Origin of the sequence: Streptomyces sp. NBC_00557 (genome assembly GCF_036345995.1) — a bacterium.
Classification (GTDB): domain Bacteria; phylum Actinomycetota; class Actinomycetes; order Streptomycetales; family Streptomycetaceae; genus Streptomyces.
Genome location: NZ_CP107796.1, coordinates 3,799,696 through 3,824,914, shown reverse-complemented (window position 1 = coordinate 3,824,914; position 25,219 = coordinate 3,799,696). Strand labels below are relative to the sequence as shown.

Annotated in this window: 28 protein-coding genes and 1 pseudogene; 18 read left to right on the top strand and 11 right to left on the bottom strand. The window is 71.5% G+C overall.

Annotation, left to right across the window (positions count from 1 at the left end; genetic code table 11):
* Positions 1-35 precede the first annotated feature (35 nt).
* Positions 36-1,256 (top strand): cytochrome P450, encoded by a 1,221-nt coding sequence (locus OG956_RS16380; RefSeq protein ID WP_330338711.1) that lies wholly within the window; start codon positions 36-38, stop codon positions 1,254-1,256.
* A gap of 36 nt (positions 1,257-1,292) precedes the next feature.
* Here the strand turns inward: OG956_RS16380 and OG956_RS16375 are convergent, their stop codons facing one another.
* Together OG956_RS16375 and OG956_RS16370 are read right to left on the bottom strand one after the other, a co-directional pair.
* Positions 1,293-2,864 carry an ABC transporter permease gene (locus tag OG956_RS16375; RefSeq protein WP_330338710.1) on the bottom strand — a complete coding sequence of 524 codons (1,572 nt, stop codon included), beginning with the start codon at positions 2,862-2,864 and terminating at the stop codon, positions 1,293-1,295.
* Positions 2,861-3,754 carry an ABC transporter ATP-binding protein gene (locus OG956_RS16370; protein ID WP_330338709.1) on the bottom strand — a complete coding sequence of 298 codons (894 nt, stop codon included), beginning with the start codon at positions 3,752-3,754 and terminating at the stop codon, positions 2,861-2,863. Before OG956_RS16370 ends, OG956_RS16375 begins: the two co-directional genes overlap by 4 nt.
* Before the next feature lie 74 nt (positions 3,755-3,828).
* Here OG956_RS16370 and OG956_RS16365 point away from each other — a divergent pair, with 74 nt between their 5' ends.
* A complete protein-coding gene (locus OG956_RS16365; protein WP_330338708.1) occupies positions 3,829-4,350 on the top strand; it encodes a GbsR/MarR family transcriptional regulator in 522 nt (173 codons plus the stop codon).
* A 5-nt stretch (positions 4,351-4,355) separates the two neighbouring features.
* Positions 4,356-4,517: a hypothetical protein gene (locus OG956_RS16360; protein ID WP_330338707.1), complete on the top strand. Its 162-nt coding sequence runs from the start codon at positions 4,356-4,358 to the stop codon at positions 4,515-4,517.
* On the opposite strand, the gene OG956_RS16355 is transcribed toward OG956_RS16360, so the two are convergent.
* The gene (locus tag OG956_RS16355; protein WP_330338706.1) at positions 4,509-5,345 is read right to left on the bottom strand and encodes a diacylglycerol kinase; all 837 of its coding nucleotides are present in this window, start codon (positions 5,343-5,345) and stop codon (positions 4,509-4,511) included. The genes OG956_RS16360 and OG956_RS16355 overlap by 9 nt on opposite strands.
* 207 nt (positions 5,346-5,552) lie before the next feature.
* Here OG956_RS16355 and OG956_RS16350 point away from each other — a divergent pair, with 207 nt between their 5' ends.
* The 3 genes from OG956_RS16350 (at position 5,553) to OG956_RS16340 (ending at position 9,422) form a co-directional block, all read left to right on the top strand.
* On the top strand, positions 5,553-6,836 hold the full coding sequence (locus OG956_RS16350) for an adenylosuccinate synthase (RefSeq protein ID WP_330338705.1): 1,284 nt from the start codon (positions 5,553-5,555) through the stop codon (positions 6,834-6,836).
* Positions 6,837-7,146: 310 nt separating this feature from the next.
* Entirely contained in the window at positions 7,147-8,961 is a 1,815-nt protein-coding gene (locus OG956_RS16345; protein WP_330338704.1) for a bifunctional metallophosphatase/5'-nucleotidase, read from the top strand.
* 29 nt (positions 8,962-8,990) lie between these two features.
* Positions 8,991-9,422: an ester cyclase gene (locus OG956_RS16340; protein ID WP_330338703.1), complete on the top strand. Its 432-nt coding sequence runs from the start codon at positions 8,991-8,993 to the stop codon at positions 9,420-9,422.
* Positions 9,423-9,503: 81 nt separating this feature from the next.
* On the opposite strand, the gene OG956_RS16335 is transcribed toward OG956_RS16340, so the two are convergent.
* A complete protein-coding gene (locus tag OG956_RS16335) occupies positions 9,504-9,695 on the bottom strand; it encodes a hypothetical protein (protein WP_330338702.1) in 192 nt (63 codons plus the stop codon).
* A complete protein-coding gene (locus tag OG956_RS16330; protein ID WP_330338701.1) occupies positions 9,682-9,921 on the bottom strand; it encodes a DUF6400 family protein in 240 nt (79 codons plus the stop codon). The genes OG956_RS16335 and OG956_RS16330 overlap by 14 nt, the downstream gene beginning before the upstream one ends.
* Positions 9,922-10,070: 149 nt before the next feature.
* Here OG956_RS16330 and OG956_RS16325 point away from each other — a divergent pair, with 149 nt between their 5' ends.
* Positions 10,071-10,298 (top strand): hypothetical protein, encoded by a 228-nt coding sequence (locus OG956_RS16325; RefSeq protein ID WP_330338700.1) that lies wholly within the window; start codon positions 10,071-10,073, stop codon positions 10,296-10,298.
* A gap of 12 nt (positions 10,299-10,310) precedes the next feature.
* On the opposite strand, the gene OG956_RS16320 is transcribed toward OG956_RS16325, so the two are convergent.
* The 3 genes from OG956_RS16320 to OG956_RS16310 form a co-directional block, all read right to left on the bottom strand.
* Positions 10,311-10,961: a hypothetical protein gene (locus tag OG956_RS16320; RefSeq protein WP_330338699.1), complete on the bottom strand. Its 651-nt coding sequence runs from the start codon at positions 10,959-10,961 to the stop codon at positions 10,311-10,313.
* A gap of 61 nt (positions 10,962-11,022) precedes the next feature.
* Positions 11,023-11,718, bottom strand: coding sequence for a GntR family transcriptional regulator (locus OG956_RS16315; protein ID WP_330338698.1), 696 nt, complete (start codon positions 11,716-11,718; stop codon positions 11,023-11,025).
* A 123-nt stretch (positions 11,719-11,841) separates the two neighbouring features.
* Positions 11,842-13,197, bottom strand: coding sequence for an aspartate aminotransferase family protein (locus OG956_RS16310; protein WP_330338697.1), 1,356 nt, complete (start codon positions 13,195-13,197; stop codon positions 11,842-11,844).
* Positions 13,198-13,453: 256 nt separating this feature from the next.
* Here OG956_RS16310 and OG956_RS16305 point away from each other — a divergent pair, with 256 nt between their 5' ends.
* Positions 13,454-15,457, top strand: a complete 2,004-nt coding sequence (locus OG956_RS16305; RefSeq protein ID WP_330338696.1) for a serine/threonine-protein kinase — start codon at positions 13,454-13,456, stop codon at positions 15,455-15,457.
* Between the two features lie 16 nt (positions 15,458-15,473).
* Here the strand turns inward: OG956_RS16305 and OG956_RS16300 are convergent, their stop codons facing one another.
* Positions 15,474-16,223, bottom strand: coding sequence for an SLATT domain-containing protein (locus tag OG956_RS16300; protein ID WP_330338695.1), 750 nt, complete (start codon positions 16,221-16,223; stop codon positions 15,474-15,476).
* A 262-nt stretch (positions 16,224-16,485) separates the two neighbouring features.
* Here OG956_RS16300 and OG956_RS16295 point away from each other — a divergent pair, with 262 nt between their 5' ends.
* From OG956_RS16295 to OG956_RS16285, 3 genes are read left to right on the top strand one after another with little or no spacing between them, the layout of a single operon-like run.
* Positions 16,486-16,830, top strand: a complete 345-nt coding sequence (locus OG956_RS16295; RefSeq protein ID WP_330342859.1) for a YbaB/EbfC family nucleoid-associated protein — start codon at positions 16,486-16,488, stop codon at positions 16,828-16,830.
* Positions 16,831-16,881: 51 nt separating this feature from the next.
* The gene (recR, locus tag OG956_RS16290) at positions 16,882-17,481 is read left to right on the top strand and encodes a recombination mediator RecR (RefSeq protein WP_199211360.1); all 600 of its coding nucleotides are present in this window, start codon (positions 16,882-16,884) and stop codon (positions 17,479-17,481) included.
* On the top strand, positions 17,474-18,136 hold the full coding sequence (locus OG956_RS16285) for a DUF5063 domain-containing protein (protein WP_330338694.1): 663 nt from the start codon (positions 17,474-17,476) through the stop codon (positions 18,134-18,136). Before recR ends, OG956_RS16285 begins: the two co-directional genes overlap by 8 nt.
* On the opposite strand, the gene OG956_RS16280 is transcribed toward OG956_RS16285, so the two are convergent.
* Complete coding sequence (locus OG956_RS16280; protein ID WP_330338693.1) at positions 18,087-18,521, bottom strand: hypothetical protein; 435 nt, start codon at positions 18,519-18,521, stop codon at positions 18,087-18,089. The genes OG956_RS16285 and OG956_RS16280 overlap by 50 nt on opposite strands.
* Positions 18,522-18,623: 102 nt before the next feature.
* On the opposite strand from OG956_RS16280, the gene OG956_RS16275 reads away from it, so the two are divergent.
* The 4 genes from OG956_RS16275 (at position 18,624) to OG956_RS16260 (ending at position 21,452) form a co-directional block, all read left to right on the top strand.
* Positions 18,624-19,400, top strand: a complete 777-nt coding sequence (locus OG956_RS16275; RefSeq protein ID WP_330342858.1) for a helix-turn-helix domain-containing protein — start codon at positions 18,624-18,626, stop codon at positions 19,398-19,400.
* Positions 19,397-19,585, top strand: coding sequence for a DUF397 domain-containing protein (locus OG956_RS16270; protein WP_330338692.1), 189 nt, complete (start codon positions 19,397-19,399; stop codon positions 19,583-19,585). The genes OG956_RS16275 and OG956_RS16270 overlap by 4 nt, the downstream gene beginning before the upstream one ends.
* A 275-nt stretch (positions 19,586-19,860) precedes the next feature.
* On the top strand, positions 19,861-20,823 hold the full coding sequence (locus OG956_RS16265) for a hypothetical protein (RefSeq protein ID WP_330338691.1): 963 nt from the start codon (positions 19,861-19,863) through the stop codon (positions 20,821-20,823).
* Between the two features lie 50 nt (positions 20,824-20,873).
* Positions 20,874-21,452, top strand: coding sequence for a Uma2 family endonuclease (locus OG956_RS16260; RefSeq protein WP_330338690.1), 579 nt, complete (start codon positions 20,874-20,876; stop codon positions 21,450-21,452).
* Positions 21,453-21,459: 7 nt separating this feature from the next.
* Here OG956_RS16260 and OG956_RS16255 read toward each other — a convergent pair.
* Positions 21,460-21,636, bottom strand: a pseudogene (locus OG956_RS16255) (sulfite exporter TauE/SafE family protein); the annotation flags it as partial.
* Between the two features lie 197 nt (positions 21,637-21,833).
* Here OG956_RS16255 and OG956_RS16250 point away from each other — a divergent pair.
* From OG956_RS16250 to OG956_RS16240, 3 genes are all read left to right on the top strand, one after another.
* Positions 21,834-23,105 (top strand): aspartate kinase, encoded by a 1,272-nt coding sequence (locus OG956_RS16250; RefSeq protein ID WP_330338688.1) that lies wholly within the window; start codon positions 21,834-21,836, stop codon positions 23,103-23,105.
* A 31-nt stretch (positions 23,106-23,136) separates the two neighbouring features.
* Positions 23,137-24,195 carry an aspartate-semialdehyde dehydrogenase gene (locus tag OG956_RS16245; RefSeq protein ID WP_330338687.1) on the top strand — a complete coding sequence of 353 codons (1,059 nt, stop codon included), beginning with the start codon at positions 23,137-23,139 and terminating at the stop codon, positions 24,193-24,195.
* A gap of 319 nt (positions 24,196-24,514) precedes the next feature.
* On the top strand, positions 24,515-25,198 hold the full coding sequence (locus OG956_RS16240; protein WP_330338686.1) for a SigE family RNA polymerase sigma factor: 684 nt from the start codon (positions 24,515-24,517) through the stop codon (positions 25,196-25,198).
* Positions 25,199-25,219: the final 21 nt, after the last annotated feature.

Genomic DNA, 25,219 nt, shown 5'->3' with positions numbered 1-25,219 from the left:
TGGTCAGACCGCGCCCCGCGCGTTAGCGTCCCGGCATGGCTGGCAGCTCCGACCCGACCTTCGATCCGTGGGACCCCGCGTTCGTCGCCGACCCGTACCCGGCGTACGCCGGGCTGCGGGCGCGCGGCAGGGTGGTGTACTTCGCGCCCACGAACCAGTGGCTGGTGCCGCATCACGCGGACGTGTCGGCGCTGCTGAGGGACCGGCGCCTCGGCCGCACCTACCTGCACCGGTTCTCGCACGAGGAGTTCGGCCGGACCCCGCCCCCGCCGGAGCACGAGCCGTTCCACACGCTCAACGACCACGGGATGCTGGACCTGGAGCCGCCGGACCACACCCGGATCCGGCGGCTGGTGTCGAAGGCGTTCACGCCGCGCACGGTGGAGCGGCTGCGGCCGTACGTCCACGCCCTGGCGGACGAGCTGGTGGCGGCGCTCGTCCGCAAGGGCGGCGGCGATCTGCTGAGCGAGGTCGCCGAGCCGCTGCCGGTGGCGGTGATCGCCGAGATGCTCGGCGTCCCCGAGGCCGACCGCGCCCTGCTGCGGCCGTGGTCGGCGGCCATCTGCGGGATGTACGAGCTGAACCCGTCGCAGGAGACCGCCGCGAAGGCGGTGCGGGCGTCGGTGGAGTTCTCCGAGTACCTGCGGGAGCTGATCGCCGCGCGCCGCAGGGAACCGGGCGAGGACCTCGTCTCCGGTCTGATCGCGGCGCACGACGAGGGCGACCGGCTCACCGAGCAGGAGATGATCTCCACGGCGGTGCTGCTGCTCAACGCGGGCCACGAGGCGACCGTCAACGCGACGGTGAACGGCTGGTGGGCCCTGTTCCGCAACCCCGCCCAGCTGGCCGCCCTGCGCGCCGACCACTCCCTGGTGCCGTCGGCGGTCGAGGAGCTGATGCGCTACGACACCCCGCTGCAGCTCTTCGAACGCTGGGTGCTGGACGACATCGAGATCGACGGCACGACGGTCCCGAGGGGCTCGGAGATCGCCATGCTCTTCGGTTCCGCCAACCACGACCCGGCCGTCTTCACCGACCCCGACCGCCTGGACCTCACCCGCGGGGACAACCCGCACATCAGCTTCAGCGCGGGCATCCACTACTGCATCGGCGCGCCCCTGGCCCGTATCGAGCTCGCGGCCTCCATGTCAGCCCTCCTGCGGCAGGCCCCGACCCTGGCCCTGGCGGAGGAACCGCGGCGGAAGCCGAACTTCGTCATCAGGGGACTGGAGGGGCTGAGCGTGGAGGTACGCTGAGCACGAGCAACCAGCACCGCCGTACCCGCCGTACCCTCAGGCCGTCAGGTCCCTGCGGCGCAGGCCCGCGAGGCCCGCCGCCACGAGCAGCGCGGCCAGAGCCAGCAGCACCAGTACCGGCCGCCACTCCATCTCCCCGCCCGGCAGCTTCGGCAGCTGTCCGAAGGGGGAGAGGTCCAGCACCGCCCGGGGCAGGTTCAGCGCCGGGCCGATCCAGCCGAGGAGCAGGGCCGCGCCGGCCACGCCCCACGCCGCGACCGCTCCCCGGGGCAGGAGGCCGTACAGCAGGACGGCGACCGCGCCGATCACCCAGACGGCGGCGACCTGGAGCAGGCACGCGCCCAGGACGGGGCCGGTCCGCCGGCCGTAGCCGACGGCGAAGCCGAGGCCGGCCAGCAGCATCAGCAGGGCCGAGCCGCCGAACGCGACGAGCAGATGACCGAGGGCCCAGCGCAGCCGGCCCACCGCTCCGGCCAGCACCGGTTCGGCGCGCCCGGAGGTCTCCTCGCCGCTCAGCCGCAGCACGGACGAGACGACGTACAGGGCGGCGACCAGGCCGAGCAGGCCGATCATCGCGGCGAGGAAGGCGTCGGTCAGGCCCGACTGGCCGCCCATCCGCTGGAAGATCTCCCGCGCCCTGGCGTTGTCGCCGACGAGCCTGGCCGCGCCGTCCGTCAGCCCGCCGTAGACGACCCCGGCGAGGAAGAAGCCGAGCGACCAGCCGAGGACGCTGCCGCGCTGCAGCCGCCAGGCCAGCGCGCCGGCGCCGGCGAGCCGGCCCTCGGCGGGTCCCGGCCGGGCCGGCAGGAAGCTCATGCCGAGGTCCCGGCGGCCCGCCAACCGGTAGGCGAGCGAGGTCTGGAGGGCGGTCGCCGCCGCGAACAGCAGCAGCACCCACCAGCGTTCGGCCGCGAAGGGCCGCAGGTTCTCCAGCCAGCCCAGCGGGGACAGCCAGGTCAGTACCGACGAGCCGTCGTCCGTCGCGGAGTCGCCCGCCGCGCGCAGCACGAACGCCGCGCCGAGAACCGCCGCCGTCAGCCCCCGGGCCAAGCGCGCGCTCTCGGTCAGCTGGGCGGCGATCGCCGCCGTCGACGCGAAGAGCAGGCCGACGCCCGCCACCCCGAGCCCGAAGGCCAGGGCGCCCGCCGCGCCCTGCCCGGCGAGGCCCGCCGCGATCAGCGCGCCCAGGGCCGCGTTCGCGACGGCCGCCGCCAGCAGGGCCGCCGTCAGCGGGGCACGGCGGCCCACCATGCCGGAGGACACCAGCTCCTGCCGGCCGCTCTCCTCCTCGTCGCGGGTGTGCCGTACGACGACGAGCAGGCTCGTCACCGCGGCGAGCCCGCCCGCGTACACCCCGACCCGCCAGGCCGTCAGCGCGCCCAGCGAGTCGCCGAACACCGGGCCGACCATGGCGCGCAGGGAGGCGTTGGCCGCCATCTGGTGCACCAGGCCGGCGCGGGCGGCCGGGGTGCCGTACAGGCCGCTGAGCGTCTTCGGCATGGTCAGGACCATCAGCGCGGTCACCGCGACCCACACCGGGACCAGCACGCGGTCGCGGCGCAGGGCGAACCTCAGCAGGGTTGCCGTGCCGGTCAGTTGCGGGGTCATACGGCCGCCTCGTCCGCGTAGTGCCGCAGGAACAGCTCCTCCAGCGTCGGCGGCGTCGAGGTCAGCGAGCGCACGCCGGACGCCGTCAGCGAGCGCAGTACGGCGTCGAGCCGGTCGGTGTCCACCTGGAACCGGACCCGGTGCCCCCGCACGTCCAGGCCGTGCACGCCGGGCAGGCGGGCCAGTCCGTCGGGCGGGCCGGCGAGTTCGGCGCTGACGCTGGTCCGGGTGAGGTGCCGCAGGTCGGCCAGTGAGCCGCTCTCCACGGTCCGGCCCTTGCGGACGATGCTCACCCGGTCGCAGAGTTCCTCGACCTCGCTGAGGATGTGCGAGGAGAGCAGGACCGTGCGGCCGCGGTCGCGCTCCTCCCTGACGCAGCGCTGGAAGACCTCCTCCATCAGCGGGTCGAGGCCCGAGGTCGGCTCGTCGAGGATCAGCAGGTCCACGTCCGAGGCGAAGGCCGCGACCAGGGCGACCTTCTGCCGGTTGCCCTTGGAGTAGGTGCGGCCCTTCTTGGTGGGGTCCAGCTCGAAGCGGTCGATCAGCTCGGCGCGGCGCCGGCGGTCCAGGCCTCCGCGCAGACGGCCGTAGAGGTCGATGACCTCGCCGCCGGAGAGGTTGCGCCACAGGGTGACGTCCCCCGGCACGTAGGCGATCCTGCGGTGCACCTCCACCGCGTCCCGCCAGGGGTCGCGGCCCAGCACCTGTGCGGCGCCCGCGTCGGCGCGCAGCAGGCCGAGCAGGACGCGGATGGCGGTGGACTTGCCGGCGCCGTTGGGGCCGAGGAAGCCGTGCACCTCACCGGTCTCGACGTCCAGGTCGAGGCCGTCCAGCGCGTGCGTACGGCCGAAGGACTTATGGAGTCCGCTGACCGTGATTGCCTTCGTCATGCCGACGAACGTACGCTTCTTTCAGAAATTTGTGAAGTTACCGAAGGTCTCTAAGGTTGGGTACGGTGGGCCCCATGACGGATGCGGTGCGGCGGGACCCGGAGGCGGTCTCCCGGTTCGTGGAGCACTTCGCGGCCCAGCTCGTCGAGGCGGGGGTGCCGCGCATGCCGGCCCGCGTCCTCGCGGCGCTGCTCGCCTCCGACACCGGCGCCCTCACCTCCGCCCAGCTCGGCGAACAGCTGAAGATCAGCCCCGCGGCGGTCTCCGGCGCGGTGCGCTACCTCGCGCAGGTCCACCTGGTGTCAAGGGAACGCGAGCCGGGCTCGCGCAGGGAGCGGTACCGGGTGCACAGCGACCAGTGGTACGAGGCCCTCACCAGCCGCGACGCCGTCATCAAGCGCTGGGAGGAGGCCCTGCGCGAGGGTGTGTCCTCCCTCGGCCCCGACACACCGGCCGGCCGGCGGCTGGCCGAGACCCTGGACTTCTTCGAGTTCATCGAGCGGGACGTCGCCGCGATGATGGAACGCTGGCGCGCCTACCGGGAGAGCAGGTACCAGCGCCCCGAAGAGGCGCGGGGAACCGGGAGCGCATCATGACACCGATGACGGGGCGACCGACGACGAGTGGCAGCGATCCCGTCGGTGTCGAGTGGCTTCTCGACGCCCTCGACGAGGTGGACGCGCCCGGGTGTGAGGCCGAGGTCATCAGGGGGGACGTCGTCACCCTCGACACCACCGGCTTCGAGGCCCCCGGCTCACGCTGAGGGCAGCACCAGCCCCCACGCCCCCTCCGCCACCCGCCACGTCCGCCGCCGCACCGGCCCCGTCACCCCCGCGTCCGCCCGGTAGCGGAAGTCCGCGCCGGTCACCGTCACCGTGCGGCCGGACGCCAGTACCGGCGTCGCCTCCGCGCCCACCGACAGCGGCCGCACCTCCACCTCCGCGAGGCCGCGCGGGCCCGGCGCCACCGACACCGCCTCGACCGGCTGGCCCAGGTCCACCACCGTCTCGCCGTCGACCTCCACCCGGAGCCGGGAGGGGCCGGGAGAGGGTACGGCCGCGAGCCGGGGCGGGCGGGGGGCGAGGGTGCGGACCAGGGAGCGGTACCAGGGGCGGCAGGCGACGGCGACCGGCTGTGCCGCGGCCGCCCGCGCCACCGGCTCCGGCGGTATGCCCAGCCCGCTCAGCACGACCCCGTCGCTGTCGTCGACCAGCAGGTCCAGGCGCCGCGCCTCCCCGTCCAGCACGGCCCGCGCCGCCGCCACCGTCCCGCCCGGCACCCCGAGCGACTCGGCCAGACGGGTGTCGCCCACCGGGACCACCGACAGCGCGCATCCGGCCAGCTCCCGCGCCCGGTGCAGCAGGGTCACGGCCCGCACCAGCGCGCGGCCGTCGCCGACCACCACCGGTCGCCGGGAACCCCTCCGGCTCAGCGCCCGGGCGAATTCCTCCGGCCCGTCCGGCAGGCACACCTTGGTCGCCGCACCCGCGCTGAGCACGTCTTTCGCGATGCGTACGGACTCCCCGTCCGCCTGCCGTGCCGCCGGATCGATGATCACCAGCAGCTGCTCGGACGTCGCGAAAGTCGCCACCTCGGTCCTGCCTCGCTTCCTCGGGTAGCATCTTTGTGCAAGAGCCCCTTGCGCTATTGCGCCAGGGGCTTCGTCTATTCCGGGGCATCCGGTCCGACGGTTGGGCGACCACCGGCGACCAACGACGGTCGCTGTGGCACGCGGCGGTGAACCTTACGCCCACGCCCCCGACCTTGGACATGCCCCGCCCGGAAGGGGTGTACGCGCGTGCCCGCACTTGTGCTGCTCGGTGCTCAGTGGGGTGACGAAGGCAAGGGAAAGGCGACCGACCTGCTCGGTGGCTCGGTGGACTATGTAGTGCGGTACCAGGGCGGCAACAACGCCGGCCACACGGTCGTCGTCGGCGACCAGAAGTACGCCCTCCACCTGCTCCCTTCCGGAATCCTGTCCCCCGGTTGTACGCCGGTCATCGGCAACGGCGTCGTCGTCGACCCGTCGGTCCTGCTCTCCGAGCTGAGCGGTCTGAACGAGCGTGGCGTCGACACGTCCAAGCTCCTGATCAGTGGTAACGCGCACATCATCACGCCGTACAACGTGACCGTCGACAAGGTGACGGAACGCTTCCTCGGCAAGCGCAAGATCGGCACCACCGGCCGCGGCATCGGACCGACCTACGCCGACAAGATCAACCGCGTCGGCATCCGGGTCCAGGACCTGTACGACGAGTCGATCCTGCAGCAGAAGGTCGAGGCGGCCCTCGACGTCAAGAACCAGATCCTCACCAAGCTCTACAACCGGCGCGCCATCGCCGCCGACCAGGTGGTCGAGGAGCTGCTGGGCTACGCCGAGCAGATCAAGCCGTACGTCGCCGACACCGTCCTGGTCCTCAACCAGGCGCTGGAGCAGGACAAGGTCGTGCTCTTCGAGGGCGGCCAGGGCACGCTGCTGGACATCGACCACGGGACCTATCCCTTCGTGACGTCCAGCAACCCCACCGCGGGCGGCGCCTGCACCGGCGCGGGCGTGGGCCCCACGAAGATCAGCCGGGTCATCGGCATCCTCAAGGCCTACACGACCCGCGTCGGCGCCGGCCCCTTCCCGACCGAGCTGTTCGACGAGGACGGCGAGGCGCTGCGCCGGATCGGCGGCGAGCGGGGCGTGACGACGGGCCGGGACCGCCGCTGCGGCTGGTTCGACGCGGTCATCGCCCGCTACGCCACCCGCGTCAACGGCCTGACCGACTTCTTCCTCACCAAGCTGGACGTGCTGACCGGCTGGGAGCAGATCCCGGTCTGCGTGGCGTACGAGATCGACGGCAGGCGGGTCGAGGAACTGCCGTACTCGCAGACCGACTTCCACCACGCGAAGCCCGTGTACGAGATGCTGCCGGGCTGGTCGGAGGACATCAGCAAGGCGAAGTCCTTCTCGGACCTGCCGAAGAACGCCCAGGCGTACGTCAAGGCGCTGGAGGAGATGTCCGGCGCCCCGATCTCCGCGATCGGCGTGGGCCCGGGCCGGGACGAGACGATCGAGATCAACTCGTTCCTGTGAGCCCGTAAGGCGGAACACGGCGGCCGGCGCAGCGGAAGAGCGCCGGCCGCCGTCTCTTCCGACGGCCGCCTGCCACACGGCGACGGCGAGCCCGACGAGGAGCAGGACCGCGAGGCAGGTCGGCAACGGGGAGCCGGACGGGCGCGGGGCGGGTGAGCGGAGGGTTCAAGTCCGCTTGCGTTTCCCATTTGTTGACCTGCCCGTGACCCACTTCTGGTTTCGCGCGGATGTGGCGTACGGCAAGCATCTACGCGGGTAGTCCCGCCGCCACGCCCGTACGATCCTGCCTCTCGAGCTCCAGGAGCCCTGCATGCCCGCCCATCCCATGAACCGCCGCGAGTTCGTGAAGAAGTCGGCCGTCACCGGTGCGGCGGTGGCCGCCGCCGGGGCCGTCGGCACCGGCACCGCGCAGGCCGCCGAGGCCGGGCACCGGCCCGGAAAGGCGCCGCGCACCTGGTCGTTCTCCATCCTGGGCACCACCGACCTGCACAGCCACGTCTTCGACTGGGACTACTACAAGGACGCCGCCTACACCGACAAGGCGGGCAACTCCGTGGGCGTGGCACGGGTCGCCACCCTCATCAAGCAGCAGCGCGAGGCCAAGGGCGAGCACCGCGTCCTGCTGGTCGACGCCGGCGACATCATCCAGGGCACCTCGCTCGCCTACTACTTCGCGCGCGTGCAGCCCATCACCGCCGAGGACGGCCCCAAGCACCCGATGGCCGTGGCCATGAACCACATGCGCTACGACGCCGCCGCCCTCGGCAACCACGAGTTCAACTACGGCATCGACACGCTGCGCAAGTTCGAGAGCCAGTGCCGCTTCCCGCTGCTCGGCGCGAACGCGCTCGACGCCAGGACGCTGCGGCCCGCCTTCAAGCCGTACACCGTCAAGCACATCCGGGTGCCCGGCGCCCCGGACATCAAGGTCGGCATCCTCGGCCTCACCAACCCCGGCATCGCGCTGTGGGACAAGGACAACGTCAGCGGGAAGATGGTGTTCCCGGGGCTGGTGGAGCAGGCGAAGAAGTACGTGCCGCGGCTGCGCGCCCTCGGCTGCGACGTCGTCTTCCTCACCGACCACTCCGGCCTCGACGGCTCCTCCTCCTACGGTGACGAACTGCCGTACGTGGAGAACGCGTCCAACCTGGTGGCCGAGCAGGTGCCGGGCATCGACGCCATCCTGGTGGGCCACACGCACGTCGAGGTGCCGTCCTACACGGTGAAGAACGAGCAGACCGGCGAGGAGGTCCTGCTCTCCGAGCCGTACTGCTGGGGCTACCGACTCAGCGTCTTCGACTTCGAGCTCGAACTCCACCACGGCCAGTGGAAGGTGACGGGCAAGACCGCGCAGACCCTCAACCCCAACACGGTGGACGAGGACCCGGAGATCAAGAAGCTCCTGGAGGCCGACCACGAACTGGTGGTCAAGTACGTCAACACGGCGGTCGGCACCTGCACGCAGGACCTCTCGGCGGCGGAGTCCTGCTGGAAGGACGTGCCGATCATGGACTTCATCCACAAGGTCCAGATGGACACGGTGAAGGCGGGCCTGTCGGCGTCGGACGCCGCGCTCCCGCTGATCTCCGTCGCGGCGCCCTTCTCCCGCACGGCCGACATCCCCCAGGGCAACGTCACCATCAAGGACATCGCCGGCCTGTACATCTACGACAACACCCTGTACGGCAAGAAGCTGACGGGCGCCCAGCTCAGGGACTACCTGGAGTACGCGGCGAAGTACTACCACCAGGTCCCGGCCGGCACGAAGGTCGACACCGCGACCCTCACCAACGCCAACAACTTCTGGGACTACATGTACGACACGGCGGCCGGCGTCGACTACGAGATCGACATCGCGCAGCCGGAGGGCTCCAGGATCAAGAACCTGACCTGCAACGGAGCCCCGGTCGCCGACGACCAGGTCTTCGTCGTGGCGGTGAACAACTACCGCGCGAACGGCGGTTCGGGATACCCGCACATCGCCGCGGCGCCCATCGCCTACAGTTCCACCAACGAGATCCGCCAGCTGATGATCGACTACGTGACCGCGAAGAAGACCCTCGACCCGGCCGACTTCGCCGTCACCAACTGGAAGCTGACGCAGGCGGGCACGCCGGTCTTCTGAGAACGGCGTCCAGGACACAGGGGGAGTGCATGAGCACGGTGGACGACGGCAAGAAGGTGGTCCAGGGCTTCTTCGAGGCGGTCAGCGAGGGCCGGCTCGAGGACCTGCCGCAGTACCTGGCGGCGGACGTCGTGGACCACAACAAGATCATTCACGGTGAGGCGGACGAGCCCGGGGCCGCCTTCGACGGGCTCCGTCAGCAGGCGGAGGCCCTGGCGCCGCTCACCGTGCAGGTGGACGAGCTGATCGGCGAGGGCGACCGCGTGGTGGCCCGGGTGACCCAGCGGGGCGTGCACAGCGCGGCCCACCCGCGGATGCCCGAGCCGACCGGCCGGTCCTTCGAGATCGAGGCCGTCTGGATCTTCACCCTGCGCGACGGCAGGATCGCGGAGATCCGCGCGGTCAGCGACCGGCTGGGGCTGTTCGCCCAGCTCGGCTGGCCGCTGCCGACCGCCGGCTGACGCGCACGGCCGCGTACGCACACGAGGGCCGCCGGGGTTCGCCCCCGGCGGCCCTCGTCCGTGCCGGCACAGTCCGCCCGGTCAGCCGGCCGAGCGGGTGGCGCCGAAGCCGCTCTCGTGGGTCCAGACGTGGTGGCACGCGGGGCACTGCAGGTGCAGCAGGCTGCCGGTGTTGGACAGCAGGTAGCGCCACCGGCCCCGGTCGTCGCAGCCCGGGCAGTCCACCCCCCAGGCGCGCCGGCCCGGGTCGGCCTGCGGATCAAGCGGCAGCATCGCCGGGTCCCGGCGGCAGCACACCGGCCGCCACCAGCTCGTCGTAGATCCGCTGCTGCTCGGCGTCCAGGCCGGAGTACAGCAGCGCCCGCGCCTCCTCCTCGCCGCGCAGCGCCGCCGCCGGGTCCCAGCCGGGGCCGAGGGCGGCCATGACGTGGGTACGCCGGAGCATCTCGTGCGCGCTCAGATCGACGCCGAAATCGAAGGTCGGACCGTGGGGGGACATGCCACCGAACGTAGGCGGGACATTTCCCCCACGGCAAGAACAGGTGGGTGAAGTCACACACCTCGGCCGGCCCGGACCCTCGCCCTGTCCACCACTCCCGCACCGTGCCAGGATGTGGCCCCGTCTTCGAATGCAGGAAGGAACCGGCGTTGGCCCTCGTCATCGGGGTGCTCGCCCTGCTCGTGAGCAGCGCCTTCATAGCCGTGGCATGCGGCTGGCGCGGTATCGACGTGTGGGTGTGGGACTGGGCGCCCCTGGTGGTCAGGCAGCGGACCCGCTACGGGACGCCCTGGCGGAGCCTCACGAGCATGCGGGTCCAGTTCGGGATCATCGGCCTGATGTTGCTGGGGGCCGGACTGCACTTCCTGGCACGCTGACCCGCCCGCCCCTCAGCTGAACACGATCATCGAGCCCTGGGCCAGGGAGCGGGTCGCCGCCGCGTGCAGGCCCAGCCACACGTGCCGCTCGCGGGCGAAGGGGCTGGGGTCGTACGGCGCGGGGACCGCCGGTTCCTCCAGTTCCGTGGGGGCCGTCGGCGGGGCCGGGGCCGCCGGGGGGTTGGCCGGGTCGATGCCGATGGACGCGGCCACGTACTCCAGCTCCCGCAGCAGCGTCTGCGAGCTGCCCAAGGGGCCGCCGCCCGCCAGGAGTTCGTCGTTGGACAGCGGGTGCGGGAAGTCGACCGGCACATAGGCGCCCGCGTGGTCGTAGTGCCACACCAGATGGGACTGCTGGGCCGTGGACTCGAACATCTCCAGCAACTGCTCGTAGTCGCCGCCCAGTTCGTCCACCGGCGTCACCGGCAGCCCGCAGACCTGGAGCAGATACGCCCGGCGCAGGAAGTGCAGGGCGTCGTAGTCGAAACCCGCCACCGGCGCGACCTCGCCGGACAGGCCCGGCATGTACTGGTACACCGGCACCGGCGGCAGCCCGGCCTCCCCCAGGGCCTTGTTGTACTGCGTGAGTTCCTCGGCGAACGGGTTGTCGGGGGTGTGGCACAACACGTCCACGAGCGGTACCAGCCACAGGTCACAGGCCAAAGAGGGCTCCTCGCAACAGAAGGGTCCAGCACGGACGTGGTCAGGGAAGCGTACTGGTCATCTACCCGCCGGTCAGGTCTTCCAGCAGCGCCAGCGAATGGGCGTTGGACTCGGCGACGATCGCGCGGGCGGTGTCGGCGTCACGCCGGGCCAGCGCGTCGACCAGCCGGGTGTGCCCGGACCAGAGCAGGCCGCGCAGGTCGGGCAGGCGCAGCAGGTGCTGCACCGCGCACACCCAGGACTGCACGCGCAGCCGGTTGAGGAAGTCGCCGAGGTAGGGATTGCCGAAGAGCGCGCTCAGCTCGCGCCAGAAACGCAGGTCGTAGCCGATGAGTACGGTCAGGTCACCGGCCGCGGCGGCCCGCGCCGCCTCCTCGCCGCGGCGCCGCACGGTGGTCAGCGCGGCCGTCGTACGGGCGTCCTCGGGCGGGGTGCGGAAGGCGGGGTGGCCGCTGCCGAGGGCCTGGAACATGCCGTCGGTGACCAGGCTGCGGGCCTGGATCATGTACCGGTAGTCGGTGACGGAGTACTCCGGCACCCGGAAGCCGCGGTGCTGGTCCGCCTCCAGGATGCCCTGCGCGGACAGGTCGACCAGCGCCTCCCGCACGGGGGTGGCGGAGACGCCGTACTGGTCGGCGATCTCCTTGACCGTGAACGCCCGGCCCGGACGCAGCCGCCCCGCCAGCACCTCGTCACGGAGCGCGTCCGCGATCTGCTGCCGCAGCGTGCTGCGGGTCACGGCGCCGGTGCCGGGCATGGGGGGTCTCTCCTCACGCGTCGGATGACGTGCTCGTCGATACTCGCCGTCTACGCGAGTATCTGTGCTTACGAGCACGTCACCTTACGCGTTCGCATCACCCCGGCGGCAGCCGTCGTACGGTCACACCGTGTACTCGTCGGCCACGCTCAGCGCGGCGTCCAGAGCGGCGAGCCCCTCCTTCAGCTCGGCCTCCGTCACGTTGCACGGCGGGACCACGTGCGTGCGGTTCATGTTCACGAAGGGCCAGATGCCGTACTGCCGGGCGGCGGCCGTGAAGGCGGCCATCGGGGCGTTCGCCTCGCCGGTCGCGTTGTACGGCACCAGCGGCTCGCGGGTCTCGCGGCTGCGGACCAGCTCCAGCGCCCAGAACATGCCGGTGCCGCGCACCTCGCCGACGCTGGGGTGCCGCTCGGCCAGCTCGGCCAGGGCGGGCCTCAGGACGCTCTCGCCGAGCCGCCGGGCGTTCTCCACGATCCCCTCCTCCGCCATCACGTTGATCGTGGCGACGGCGGCCGCGCAGGCCAGCGGGTGCCCGGAGTAGGTCAGACCGCCGGGGTAGGGCCGCTTGCCGAAGGTCGCGGCGATCTCCTGGGAGATGGCCACACCGCCGAGCGGCACGTAACCGGAGTTCACGCCCTTGGCGAAGGTCATCAGGTCGGGCACCACACCGAAGAGGTCGGCGGCGAACCACTCGCCGGTGCGCCCGAAGCCGGCCATGACCTCGTCCAGGATGAAGACGATGCCGTACTTGTCGCAGAGCTCGCGGACGCCGGCCAGATAGCCGGGCGGCGGGACCATGATCCCGGCCGTGCCCGGGATGGTCTCCAGGATGATCGCCGCGATCGTCGCCGGCCCCTCGAAGGCGATCGTCGTCTCCAGGTGCTCCAGGGCGCGCGCGGTCTCCTGCTCCTCGTTCTCGGCGTAGAAGCGGGAGCGGTACAGGAACGGCGCCCAGAAGTGGACGACCCCGTTCGTGGCGCTGTCGCTGGCCCAGCGGCGCGGGTCACCGGTGATGTTGACGGCCTGCTGGGTGCCGCCGTGATACGAGCGGTACGCCGAGAGCACCTTCGGGCGGCCCGTGTGCAGCCGGGCCATGCGCACCGCGTGCTCCACGGCGTCCGCGCCGCCGTTGGTGAAGAAGATCTTGTCCAGGTCGCCCGGGGTCCGCTCGGCGATCAGCCGGGCCGCCTCCGAGCGCGCCTCGACCGCGAAGGCGGGCGCGAAGGTCGCCAGCTTCGCCGCCTGCTCCTGGATGGCGGCGACGACCTTCGGGTGCTGGTAGCCGATGTTCGTGTAGACGAGCCCGCTGGTGAAGTCCAGGTACCGCTTGCCGTCGTAGTCCCAGAAGTACGACCCCTCGGCGCCGGCGACGGCGAGCGGGTCGATGAGGTCCTGGGCGGACCAGGAGTGGAAGACGTGCGCGCGGTCCGCCGCCTTCACTGCGGCGCCGGCGTCGGGGTTGGGCTGAGGGGTCATGCGCCCGAGGGTAGATGTCCGCGATGCGGAAGAGATATCGGCGTCCTGTTCTGTGGACGGGGGGAAACCGCGACAGGTTGTCCAGGCCGGGCCCGGCTCGAGCGGGCCCTTCCGCCGCAACCGCGGACGGCGACTGGCGCGACTCTCCCGTGGGGCCGGATTATTCTCGGCTCCGTCGTCCACGCGGGCGCCGTACGGCGCGCGTGTGCCGCGTGCACGGGGTGCGTGGGAGTACCGGGGGGAAGGCGGGGCGGGCATGGAGAAGCTGGGGCCGGGGGATCCACAGGTCATCGGGGGCTACCGGCTGCTCGCGCGGCTGGGCGCGGGCGGCATGGGCCACGTGTATCTGGCCCGCTCGGACCGGGGCCGTACGGTCGCCGTGAAACTGGTCCGCGAGGAACTGGCCGCCCAGGAGGAGTTCCGGGCCCGGTTCCGGCAGGAGGTGCAGGCCGCGCGCCGGGTCGGCGGGTACTGGACCGCGCCCGTGCTGGACGCGGACACCGAGGCGGCGGTGCCGTGGGTGGCCACCGGGTACGTCGCCGGTCCCAGCCTGCAGCAGGTGGTCGGGCACGATCACGGCGCGCTGCCGGAGCGGTCGGTACGGATCCTCGCGGCCGGACTCGCGCACGCGCTGAAGGACATCCACGCGGCGGGGATCGTGCACCGGGATCTGAAGCCGTCGAACGTGCTCGTGACCATCGACGGGCCGCGCGTCATCGACTTCGGGATCGCGCGGGCGCTGGAGACGACCTCGCTGGGCGGGGAGGGGCTGACCCGGACGGGGTCGCTCGTCGGCTCGCCCGGGTTCATGGCGCCCGAGCAGGTGCGGGGGGACCGGATCACCCCGGCCTGCGACGTGTTCTGCCTGGGGTCCGTGCTGGCGTACGCGGCGACCGGGGCGCTGCCGTTCGGGGGCGCGAACAGCGGGGTGCACGCGCTGATGTTCCGGATCGCCCAGGAGGAGCCCGATCTGACGGGGGTGCCGGAGGGGATCGCCGACCTCGTACGGGACTGCCTGCGCAAGGAGCCGGGGCGCCGGCCCTCGCTGGACGCGATCCTCGAGCGGACCGGGGCGGAGGACACGGTGACCGGGGGGAGGTCCCGGGATCCGTGGCTGCCGGGGGCGCTGGTCGCGCAGCTCGGGCGGCATGCCGTGCAGCTGCTGGAGGTGGAGGACCCGGAGGGGGAGGGCGCGGGTGCGCCGTCGGGTGCGGGTGCGGTGCAGGGCACCCGGCCTTCGGCCGGGTCCGGGCTCCCGCCCGCACCGGCCGTGCAGGCGTCGCCGTCGGATGCTGGCGGCCCCGGTGAGGCGGACTCGCCGTCGGCGGCTGCGGGGGGATCGGGTGGTGCGGACACGCCGTCGCCCGGTGCCGCGAGTGCCGGGCCGGTGAGCGGCGGTGGAGGGTCGCCCGAGCATGCCCCGGCCGGCGGGGTGGAGCATCTGCCGACCGTGGTGTCGGGGCAGGCGCCGCCACCGGCCGCTCCCGGGTTCGGGGCGGCGCCGGGGGCGTACGGGTACGGGCGGCAGCATCCGCAGCCGTACGCGCAGCCCCCGGCCGGCCCCGCCTACGGGTATCCGCAGCCGTCGTACGGGCCGTACGCCGGCGGGCCGGGGACGACGCCGCCGTACGGGCCGCCGCCCCTCGGCGCCGGGCCGGAGCAGCCGGAGCGGCGCAGTGGGCGGTCCACCGCGCTGCTCGTCGTGGTCGCCCTGGTGGTGGCGCTGGGCGCGGGCGGCTCGGTGTACGCGCTGATGCGGAACGGCGGCGGGAGCGACGACAAGGGCGCCGGGAAGGTGCGCCCCGCGCCCACCGCCGGCTCCACGGCGGGCGACGGGACCTCCGCCGCGCCGACGCCGGCCGGCTCCGCCTCCGCTTCCCCCTCCGCTTCCGCCTCCTCCGGCGGCGCGGTCCCGGACGCCTACCTGGGCACCTGGGAGGCCGGCATCGACAACGCCAACGGGACCAACACCCGCCGGCTGACCATCCGGCAGGGCGAGGTGGGCGACAGCGTGCTGACGCTGGTCGCGGACGGACCCACGGACGGCGGCGGCTCGTACCACTGCGTCTTCGAGGCGAAGCTCGCCCAGCAGCCTGCCGCCGACGGGCCGCTGGAGATCGGCCCGTCCACCGTCACCAGCGGTGAGCCCGCGTCCTCCTGCACGCCGGGCGCGGCCACCGAGGTCACCCTGCTGCCGGACGGCCGGCTGAAGCGGGCCCAGGCGGGCGGCGGGGAGAGCCTGACGTACACCAGGCAGTGAGGCGCCCGGGGCCGGCCTACCGCGGCTCCGGTGGCCGCTGGCGGGGCATGTTCGGGCGGGTGCCGTTGGCCGGGGGGAGCGGGAAGCGGCCGGCCGGGCCGCCGATCTCCTGGCGCGGCACGTACGCCACCGCCGCCTGCAGCCCCAGCGGCGCGGAACCGGTGCGGAACTCGACCATCCAGTCGGTCGTCTCGGTGCGGACCAGTTCCGTGATGTCCTCGCTGAAGCGCCGCAGCACCCCGAGGCAGCGCTCCGCCGCCTCGCTCGCCGTGCCCTCCGCCGGGCCCAGCACCTCCCGGATGCTCTCCGAGGCCCAGTCGAACTGCAGCGCCTGCAGCCGCCGGTGCACCGCCTGTGCCGTCGCCACGTCCCGCATCCAGCCCGAGGTGAGCCCGAAATACCGGTCCACGCCCACGCACGCGACCGCGACGAGCAGGGCGAGGCAGCTCCAGGAAGCCACCCCGCGCGTCGCCCCGGTCAGGTCCAGCAGCGGCAGGGCCGCCGCGGAGACCGCGCCGGCCGCCGCGCCCGCCCGCAGCAGCTGGGCGCCGCGCCGCTTCCACACGCGGTCCCGCAGATACCAGGACGCCGTCTGGAGCGCCCCGCGCTCCACCCACCGGTACAGCTCGTCCAGCCGTTCGGCGGGCTCGCCCCAGTCGCCGAGCGGGAACGCCCGCCCGGTCAGATCGCCCGGCCGCAGCCCGGCCGCACCCTCGCCCCGCCCGTCCTGAGGCGGGCCCTCGGGCTGCATCTCCGGCTGACCCACCGGGCACTCCCTACTGATCACGACTGGACTGGTCACGACTGATCACGACTGGTCACGTTCGGTGACATTCCATGATGGCGTGCGGCGTCCTTCCTACCGCCCAACGGGTGGCGGAGAGGACGCTTTCCCTGCTTTTCCGCCCGGAAGGGGGCCTTGATCAGGTATAGGGCTGTCGTACTTGTCACCCGAAAGAGTGGCGGGGCGACGGCGGCGGGGACCACGTAGGCTCATGCTCAGCGGAGAAGACGTAGAGGAGCTGATCGTGTTTCCCGGTGGTGGCCAGCCCAACATGCAGGAGTTGCTCCAGCAGGCCCAGAAGATGCAGCAGGATCTGCAGCGGGCGCAGGAGGAACTGGCGAACACGGAGGTCGACGGACAGGCGGGCGGCGGCCTGGTGAAGGCCACCGTGACCGGCGCCGGCGAGCTGCGCGCGCTGAAGATCGACCCGAAGGCGGTCGATCCCGAGGACACCGAGACCCTCGCCGACCTCGTCGTGGCCGCCGTGCAGGCGGCCAACGAGAACGCCCAGACCCTCCAGCAGCAGAAGCTCGGCCCGCTGGCCCAGGGCCTCGGCGGCGGCACCGGCATCCCCGGTCTGCCGTTCTGAGGGCCGGGCCACTAGCGTACGTACCGAAAGGTCTCAAGGAAGGTCAGTCCGTTGTACGAAGGCGTGGTCCAGGACCTCATCGACGAGCTGGGGCGGCTGCCCGGCGTCGGTCCCAAGAGCGCGCAGCGGATCGCCTTCCACATCCTGCAGGCCGAGCCGGCGGACGTGAAGCGGCTCGCGCAGGCGCTCCTGGAGGTCAAGGCGAAGGTCCGCTTCTGCGCGACCTGCGGCAACGTGGCGCAGGAGGAGCTGTGCAACATCTGCCGCGACCCGCGCCGCGACCCCTCGGTTATCTGCGTGGTCGAGGAACCCAAGGACGTGGTCGCCATCGAGCGCACCCGTGAGTTCCGTGGCCGCTACCACGTGCTCGGCGGCGCGATCAGCCCGATCGAGGGCGTGGGTCCCGACGACCTGCGTATACGAGAACTTCTCGCACGGTTGGCCGACGGGACGGTCACGGAACTGATCCTGGCCACGGACCCGAATCTGGAGGGCGAGGCCACAGCGACGTACCTCGCCCGCATGATCAAGCCCATGGGCCTGAAGGTCACCCGCCTGGCCAGCGGCCTCCCGGTGGGTGGCGACCTGGAATACGCGGACGAGGTCACCCTCGGCCGCGCCTTCGAGGGGAGACGACTCCTAGATGTCTGACGCCACACTGCACGCGACCGGTCAGAACCCGGACGATTTCGCGGTCCAGATCGCGGACCAGATCGAAAGCTTCCTGGTGGCCGTCACGGAGGTGGCGAGGGGCGACGAGCCGGGCTCGACCGTCCCCTTCCTCCTCCTGGAGGTCTCCCAGCTGCTGCTGGCGGGCGGCCGCCTGGGCGCGCACGAGGACTTCGTCCCCGAGGAGCGCTACGAGCCCGACGCGGGCCCGGACGCCGATGTCGACGAACTCCGTGAGAACCTGGCCCGCCTGCTGGAGCCGGTCGACGTCTACTCCGAGGTCTTCGACCCGTACGAGCCCCGCAAGGCGCCCGTCCCGGCCCGCATCTCGGACGACCTCGTCGACGTCATCGCCGACCTGCGCCACGGCATGGCCCACTACCGAGCGGGCCGCACCACGGAGGCCCTGTGGTGGTGGCAGTTCTCCTACTTCTCCAACTGGGGCGCCACCGCCTCCGCCGTGCTGCGCGCCCTGCAGTCGGTCCTCATCCACGTCCGCCTCAACCAGCCCCTGCAGGAACTCGACGGCCTCGACACCGACCAGTCCGACATCGGCGACGAGACCCTGGAGATCGAGGCGGGCCGCGTCATGGCGGAGGAGATCGGCGAACCGCTGGGGATCCGCCCCGGGCAGTGACCGAGAGCAGCGCCGCCGCGTCGACGTACGGCGCGGTCGGCGTGGGCTCGCTGTACCAGCGCAGCGGCCAGGTGTCTCCGTCCAGTGCGGGGATGCCGACGTACGTGACGGTCCGGTCCGCCCGCCGCCCGAAGTACTGCACGCCGAGCGGCCAGTCGTAGCGGTGCACGACACCGGGCCGCAGCAGGAAGTACACCCACCGCGCCCCGCTCCCGCCCGCGCACACGACGGGCCCCGCGTCCCCGTCGTGCCGCTCGATCAGCCAGTCGGCGACGGCCTCCCCCCATCTCCCCTCGATCCGCACGGCGTCGAAGTGCACCCCGGCCACGCGCAGCCGGTGGCCCCGGACGGGGACCCAGGCGGGCCGGTGAATCGCGTTCGTCATGGTCACAGGCTGCTGCCGCGGCGGATACCCTCGGTAGTGACCCAGGTGATACACAGCGCGGTGTACCGGTCGGAGGTGCGGTCCGTGACCCAGTCGCCCCCCATGTGGCGCTTCAGCGGCAACCAGTTGAAGCGCTGGCGCACGAAGGCGAACGTCTCGCGCGAGCAGTTGGCCGCCGCCTCCAACTACTCCCCGGACACCATCAAGGCGATGGAGCAGGGGGTACGCATGCCGACGCCCCGAGTCCTGGACGTGGCGGACGAGTTGTGCCGGGCGGAGGGGTTGCTGAGCGCGGCGAAGGACTACTTGAGCAGGGAGAAGTTCCCGCCCAGGGCGCAGGAGTTCATGGAGCGGGAGAGGGAGGCGATCGGTCGTTGGTCGTATGACGCCACGTACATTCCGGGGCTGTTGCAGACGAAGGGGTACACGCGGACGCTCATCGAGAACCGCTATCCACCTTTGGACGAGGAGACGGTGGAGCAGCGGATCACCGGTCGTATGGAGCGGCAGGCGATCCTCACTGAGCGGAAGCCGCCCGTGGCTTTGAGCTTCGTCATTTACGAGGCCGCACTGCACAGCCCCCTGGTTGACGTCGGACAACTGCGCCGTCTGCTTGAGGTCTCCCTCCTGCGGAATGTCGCTTTGCAGGTACTCCCCTTCGCGCGAGCCATTCCGGCGGCACTACTGGGTCCCATGGTGTTGCTGGAGACGCGTGACCACGAGCGGTTCGCCTACGCTGAAGGTCAGTTGGGGAGTCAACTGTCGGCCGATCCAGACGTCGTGAGCCGTACGATCGAGCGGCTCAGCATGATCCGCGCAGAGGCCCTCAGCCCGGCAGAGTCGGCCCGTTTCATCGAACGGATGGTGGATCAGCCATGAGTGACCAGCTGAACTGGTTCAAGTCGAGCTACAGCGATGACGAGGGCGGCGATTGCGTCGAAGTCGCCCCCACCCCCACCACCATCCACATCCGCGACTCCAAGACGGCCCCCGCCGGTCCCGAACTCCACGTCCCCGCCCCCGCCTGGTCGGCGTTCATCGCCGCACTTCGGCCCGGGGCTTGAGCCTCGGGCCTCGAGCCCTTCCCTTGGGTTTTGGGCTTGGTTGAACCTCCCAACCAACCAAGTCTGTACGTGAGTTGGGTGGGTCTAGCCCGAAAGGGTGACGTTCCGTGATCAGGTTGCGCCGGAACGTAAAGCGCCTCTAGGTTCGCGGCAATAGATCGGCCCCGGTCGGTGCGCCAACACCGGCTCCGGGGCCTGGACCTACTCATCGAACGGAACCTTCGATGGTGGCTTGCGCCTACCCTAGCCCTGCCCTGCCGTCCCCGTCCCACCCCATGGCCAAAACGGGGTACGGAAAGCGCTCCGCCGGTGACGAAGACCCGCACGCGGACGCGGACTTCGCACACTTGCACCCCCGCGACCGCGAGATCGCCGTCTTCGTCGACCGCCTCCAAGAGGGCCACGCGATGGGCTACAAGGCGATCGCGGCCGTACACCCCCTCTACGGCCAGCAGGCGGTACGCACCTCGCTCGGCCGCATCACCCTCGCCGGCCACCTGCGCTGGATCAGGGAGCACATCACCGCCGAGGACAACTCGATGCGGTGGGTGACGCGTACGTACTGGTCGCGTACGCGCAGGTCGGAGGAGTGGTGGGCGGACTTCGTACGGGAGCGCGACGGCAGGGACGTGACCGAGGACTACATGCCGGGGCTGGCGCGTGCCGAGCAGGCCGAGGAGCCGGTTGCGGAGCCCGAACCCGAGCGCGAGCCCGAGCCGGAAGAGCAGCCCAGCGCCGCCTACCAGACCCTCGCCGGCCTCCGTTCCGCCGACGCCCGGATGCCCCTGACCGACCGGGACTGCCGCTCGCTCGAATCCCTTGCCGCCGAGTGGCTGTCCCGTGGTGCGACGCCTCACGACATCACCAAGGCGCTCACGGACGGGTTGCCGCCCGCCGTCACCAACCCGGGCGGACTCGCCCGCAACCGATTGGAGAGCAAGATGCCGCCGAAGAAGGCGAAGGTCCGCCAGAAGGCCGCCCGTCGTGCCCGGGTGACCCGCGTGCTCATGGCCTGCGGTCTGTGTGACGCGGACGAACGGACCACGCAGATCGTGAGCGGCCTGTGCAGGGAGTGCCGGGCCGAGATCGAGGCGGAGGGGCCGGTGGTCGCGTACGGGGCTGTCCCGGAGACGTTCCTCCCAGGCCCCCGCGCCGGCGGCACCCTGCCCGGCGCCGACGAGGTCATCGACGTCACCGAGCGGGTCGAGGCCTTGCGTCGCGCGGCGGGGCTGCGGTGAGCGTGCAGGACGTGCCGGTCAGGGCACCATGGAGTCGAGGAGGCGACGCCATGACCCCCAGGACCGAGCACCGGCCGCAGATGACCGCCGAGGAGTTCGAGGAGCTGGAACGCCATGCCCCGGAGACCGTGCGGCTGGAGTTCATCCACGGGAAGGTCGTGGTCAAGCCCATGCCGGACGGCAACCACAGCGAGATCTACATGTGGCTCCTGGAACGCTGCATGCAGCTGCGGCCGGACCTGCGGCTCCATCCGGAGCGGGGACTCAAGACCGAGGCGTACCGCAAGGGGCGCGCTCGCGCCGACGGCGTTCTCGTGCCGAGGGGCAGCCTCAAGGGCAAGGGCGAGTGGTCGGAAGCCACCGGCGTGCTGATGGCCGTGGAGATCACCTCCTGGGATTCCGACACGGCACGTCGAGACCGCGTCGAAAAGCCCGACGGCTACGCCGCCGCCGGCATCCCCGTCTACCTCCTCATCGATCGTGACGACTGCTCGGTCGTGGTCTTCAACCAGCCCGAGAACGGCCGCTACCGCCACGAGGAGAAGGTGCCCTTCGGTGCCACCGTCCAGCTCCCCGCCCCCGTGAACATCACCTTGGACACCGAGCCGCTCAAGGAGTTCAGCGACTGAGCCACATCCCCATCGTCAACAGAAGGTCCGGCCACCGGAGTTGGCGGGTCGTCCAGGCGCCTGCGGGCACCCCGTCGGCGGGGCCGGGGAGCAGGGTCGGCGTCGGTACGGCGACCAGGGCGAAGCCCATGCCGGTCAGCCATGGGACGCATCCGCCGAGCAGGACGATCGCCGCCGGCCACATCTCCGTCACACGTCCACCCCCAGTGGTTGAAAGGTGCACATCCTGGCTGTGACCCGGGGCACTTTCCGAGTGGTGCGCCGAGGGCTGGGCAGGTGCCGGATGCGGACGCCGGATGTCTCACCATGCGGGAGCAGGGTGGTGGAATTCGGGCGCTCGTTAGACTGAGCCGACACAAACGAACCGAGCGAGGAGCGCACGTGGGCCTTGTCGTGCAGAAGTACGGAGGCTCCTCCGTAGCCGATGCCGAGGGCATCAAGCGCGTCGCCAAGCGGATCGTGGAAGCGAAGAAGAACGGCAACCAGGTTGTCGTCGTCGTTTCCGCGATGGGCGACACGACGGACGAGCTGATCGATCTCGCCGAGCAGGTTTCTCCGATGCCTGCCGGGCGTGAGTTCGACATGCTGCTGACCGCCGGAGAGCGTATCTCCATGGCCCTGCTGGCGATGGCGATCAAAAACCTGGGTCACGAGGCCCAGTCCTTCACCGGCAGCCAGGCCGGCGTCATCACCGACTCGGTCCACAACAAAGCCCGGATCATCGACGTCACTCCGGGCCGGATCCGCGAGTCGCTCGACAAGGGGAACATCGCGATCGTCGCCGGTTTCCAGGGCGTCAGCCAGGACAAGAAGGACATCACCACGCTGGGCCGCGGTGGGTCCGACACGACGGCCGTGGCGCTCGCCGCCGCGCTCGACGCCGAGGTCTGCGAGATCTACACCGACGTCGACGGCGTGTTCACCGCCGACCCGCGCGTGGTGAAGAAGGCGAAGAAGATCGACTGGATCTCCTTCGAGGACATGCTGGAGCTGGCCAGCTCCGGGTCCAAGGTGCTGCTCCACCGCTGTGTGGAGTACGCCCGCCGCTACAACATCCCGATCCATGTCCGGTCCAGCTTCAGCGGGCTGCAGGGCACGTGGGTCAGCAGTGAGCCGATTGGGGACAAGAAGGTGGAGCAGGCCATCATCTCCGGTGTCGCGCACGACACCTCCGAGGCCAAGATCACGGTCGTCGGCGTGCCGGACAAGCCGGGTGAGGCCGCCGCGATCTTCCGGGCCATCGCCGATGCCGAGATCAACATCGACATGGTCGTGCAGAACGTGTCCGCCGCCTCCACCGGCCTGACGGACATCTCCTTCACGCTGCCGAAGACCGAGGGCCGCAAGGCCATCGACGCCCTGGAGCGCAACAAGCCGGGCATCGGCTTCGAATCGCTGCGCTATGACGACCAGATCGGCAAGATCTCCCTGGTCGGCGCGGGTATGAAGACCAACCCGGGCGTCACCGCCTCCTTCTTCGAGGCGCTGTCCGACGCGGGCGTGAACATCGAGCTGATCTCGACCTCCGAGATCCGCATCTCGGTCGTCACCCGCAAGGACGACGTCCCGGAGGCCGTCCGCGCCGTGCACACCGCCTTCGGGCTCGACTCCGACTCGGACGAGGCCGTGGTCTACGGAGGCACCGGCCGATGACCGCCGTCACGACGTACGGAGGCGTACGACGATGACCGGCAAGCCGACGCTCGCGGTCGTGGGGGCGACCGGAGCCGTCGGCGCGGTCATGCTCCAGATCCTGTCCCAGCGCGCGGACATCTGGGGCGAGATCCGCCTGCTCGCCTCCCCGCGCTCGGCCGGCCGCAAGCTGGCCGTGCGGGGGGAGGAGGTGGAGGTGGCGGCCCTGAGCGAGGAGGCCTTCGACGGGGTCGACATCGCCCTGTTCGACGTCCCCGACGAGGTCGCCGCGCACTGGGCGCCGGTCGCCGCCGCGCGCGGCGCGGTCGTCGTCGACAACTCCGCCGCCTTCCGGCTGGACCCCGAGGTGCCGCTGGTGGTGCCCGAGGTCAACCCGCACGCCGTACGGTCCCGGCCGCGCGGCATCGTGGCCAACCCCAACTGCACGACCCTGACGATGATCGTCGCCCTGGGCGCGCTGCACGCCGAGTTCGGGCTGCGCGAGCTGGTGGTGTCGTCGTACCAGGCGGTGAGCGGGGCCGGGCGGGCCGGCGTGGACACGCTGCGGGCCCAGCTGTCCCTGGTGGCCGGCACCGAGCTGGGCACCAAGCCCGGCGACGTACGGCGGGCCGTCGGGGACGACACCGGGCCGTTCCCGGAGCCGGTCGCGCTGAACGTCGTCCCGTGGGCCGGGTCCCTGCGGGAGGACGGCTGGTCGTCGGAGGAGATGAAGGTCCGCGACGAGTCCCGCAAGATCCTCGGGCTGCCCCACCTGCCGGTCGCCGTGACCTGCGTCCGGGTGCCCGTGATCACCACCCACTCCCTCACCGTCCACGCCCGCTTCCAGGGCGAGGTCACGGTCGACGGCGCCCGGGAGATCCTCGCGACCGCGCCCGGCGTGGTGCTGTGCGACGACCCGGCCGCCGGGGAGTTCCCCACCCCCGCGGACGTCGTCGGCACCGACCCGACCTGGGTGGGCCGTGTCCGCCGGTCCCTGGACGACCCCACCGCGCTGGAGTTCTTCGTCTGCGGCGACAACCTCCGCAAGGGCGCCGCCCTGAACACGGCCCAGATCGCGGAACTGATCGCAGCGGAGCGCGCCGACCACTGAGACCGGCGACCGGGATCGGTCGCCGAGACCGGTCTGCCGACGGCCCCTGCCAAGATCAGGAAAGAGCTTTATAGGATCTGTGTAAGAAGTGTGGCCGGGATTTCCCTCCCCGTCCCCGCAACCGTGCGGCGGACGGGGAGCGTCTTTGCGGTCACTCTTCGGGCGTGGGGACGCCATGCGGGCCGGGTGTGGGGACACCCGCCCGAATCAGACACAGCGGAAGAGCGGGGCGCATGACGGCACTTGAGGCACAGCCGGTTGTCGCACATGTGACGTCCGGCACGTACAACCCTCTCGGGGGTAAACGTGTCCAACAGGCGTGGCAGAGGTACTCGAACTCAGCGCGGCCCGCGGCGCGGCGGCCCTTCGGCCCCCCCGTGCGGCGCTCCGGCCCCGCACGCCCGGCGGCATGCCGGTGATCGCGCCCATGCCCGCAGCGCGGCCCGCCCGCATACCCAGTCAGCGTGACGGCTCCGACGAGACCACGGTGGCCACGGCGACCGAGGCCGCCGGTACGACCGTCGACCACCTCACCGAGACCTACCGGGCGCACTACCGCTCCCTGCTCGGCCTCGCCGCGCTGCTCCTCGACGACACCGCCTCCTGCGAGGACGTCGTCCAGGAGGCCTTCATCCGGGTGCACTCCGCCCGCAAGCGCGTCCGCGACCCCGAGAAGACCCTCGCCTACCTGCGGCAGACCGTCGTCAACCTCTCCCGGTCGGCGCTGCGCCGCCGCATCCTCGGCCTGAAGCTGCTCTCCAAGCCGATGCCGGACATGGCGAGCGCGGAGGAGGGCGCGTACGACCAGCTGGAGCGCCGCGACCTCATCAAGGCGATGAAGGGCCTGCAGCGCCGCCAGCGCGAGGTGCTCGTGCTGCGCTACTTCGCGGACATGACCGAGGCCCAGGTCGCCGAGACCCTCGGGATCTCGCTGGGCTCGGTGAAGGCGTACGGCTCGCGGGGCATCGCCGCCCTGCGGGTGGCCATGGGGACGCCGTCATGAGCGGTCGCGGCCCAGGGGGTG

Coding starts and splice junctions, on each gene's coding strand:
- OG956_RS16305 (WP_330338696.1), top strand. CDS start 13,454: ATGGAGAAGCTGGGGCCGGGGGATCCACAGGTCATCGGGGGCTACCGG.
- OG956_RS16375 (WP_330338710.1), bottom strand. CDS start 2,864: ATGACCCCGCAACTGACCGGCACGGCAACCCTGCTGAGGTTCGCCCTG.
- OG956_RS16340 (WP_330338703.1), top strand. CDS start 8,991: ATGAGCACGGTGGACGACGGCAAGAAGGTGGTCCAGGGCTTCTTCGAG.
- OG956_RS16285 (WP_330338694.1), top strand. CDS start 17,474: ATGTCTGACGCCACACTGCACGCGACCGGTCAGAACCCGGACGATTTC.
- OG956_RS16315 (WP_330338698.1), bottom strand. CDS start 11,718: ATGCCCGGCACCGGCGCCGTGACCCGCAGCACGCTGCGGCAGCAGATC.
- OG956_RS16310 (WP_330338697.1), bottom strand. CDS start 13,197: ATGACCCCTCAGCCCAACCCCGACGCCGGCGCCGCAGTGAAGGCGGCG.
- OG956_RS16365 (WP_330338708.1), top strand. CDS start 3,829: ATGACGGATGCGGTGCGGCGGGACCCGGAGGCGGTCTCCCGGTTCGTG.
- OG956_RS16335 (WP_330338702.1), bottom strand. CDS start 9,695: ATGCTGCCGCTTGATCCGCAGGCCGACCCGGGCCGGCGCGCCTGGGGG.
- OG956_RS16265 (WP_330338691.1), top strand. CDS start 19,861: ATGGCCAAAACGGGGTACGGAAAGCGCTCCGCCGGTGACGAAGACCCG.
- OG956_RS16275 (WP_330342858.1), top strand. CDS start 18,624: ATGTGGCGCTTCAGCGGCAACCAGTTGAAGCGCTGGCGCACGAAGGCG.
- OG956_RS16270 (WP_330338692.1), top strand. CDS start 19,397: ATGAGTGACCAGCTGAACTGGTTCAAGTCGAGCTACAGCGATGACGAG.
- OG956_RS16245 (WP_330338687.1), top strand. CDS start 23,137: ATGACCGGCAAGCCGACGCTCGCGGTCGTGGGGGCGACCGGAGCCGTC.
- OG956_RS16330 (WP_330338701.1), bottom strand. CDS start 9,921: ATGTCCCCCCACGGTCCGACCTTCGATTTCGGCGTCGATCTGAGCGCG.
- OG956_RS16380 (WP_330338711.1), top strand. CDS start 36: ATGGCTGGCAGCTCCGACCCGACCTTCGATCCGTGGGACCCCGCGTTC.
- OG956_RS16345 (WP_330338704.1), top strand. CDS start 7,147: ATGCCCGCCCATCCCATGAACCGCCGCGAGTTCGTGAAGAAGTCGGCC.
- OG956_RS16370 (WP_330338709.1), bottom strand. CDS start 3,754: ATGACGAAGGCAATCACGGTCAGCGGACTCCATAAGTCCTTCGGCCGT.
- OG956_RS16260 (WP_330338690.1), top strand. CDS start 20,874: ATGACCCCCAGGACCGAGCACCGGCCGCAGATGACCGCCGAGGAGTTC.
- OG956_RS16360 (WP_330338707.1), top strand. CDS start 4,356: ATGACGGGGCGACCGACGACGAGTGGCAGCGATCCCGTCGGTGTCGAG.
- OG956_RS16280 (WP_330338693.1), bottom strand. CDS start 18,521: ATGACGAACGCGATTCACCGGCCCGCCTGGGTCCCCGTCCGGGGCCAC.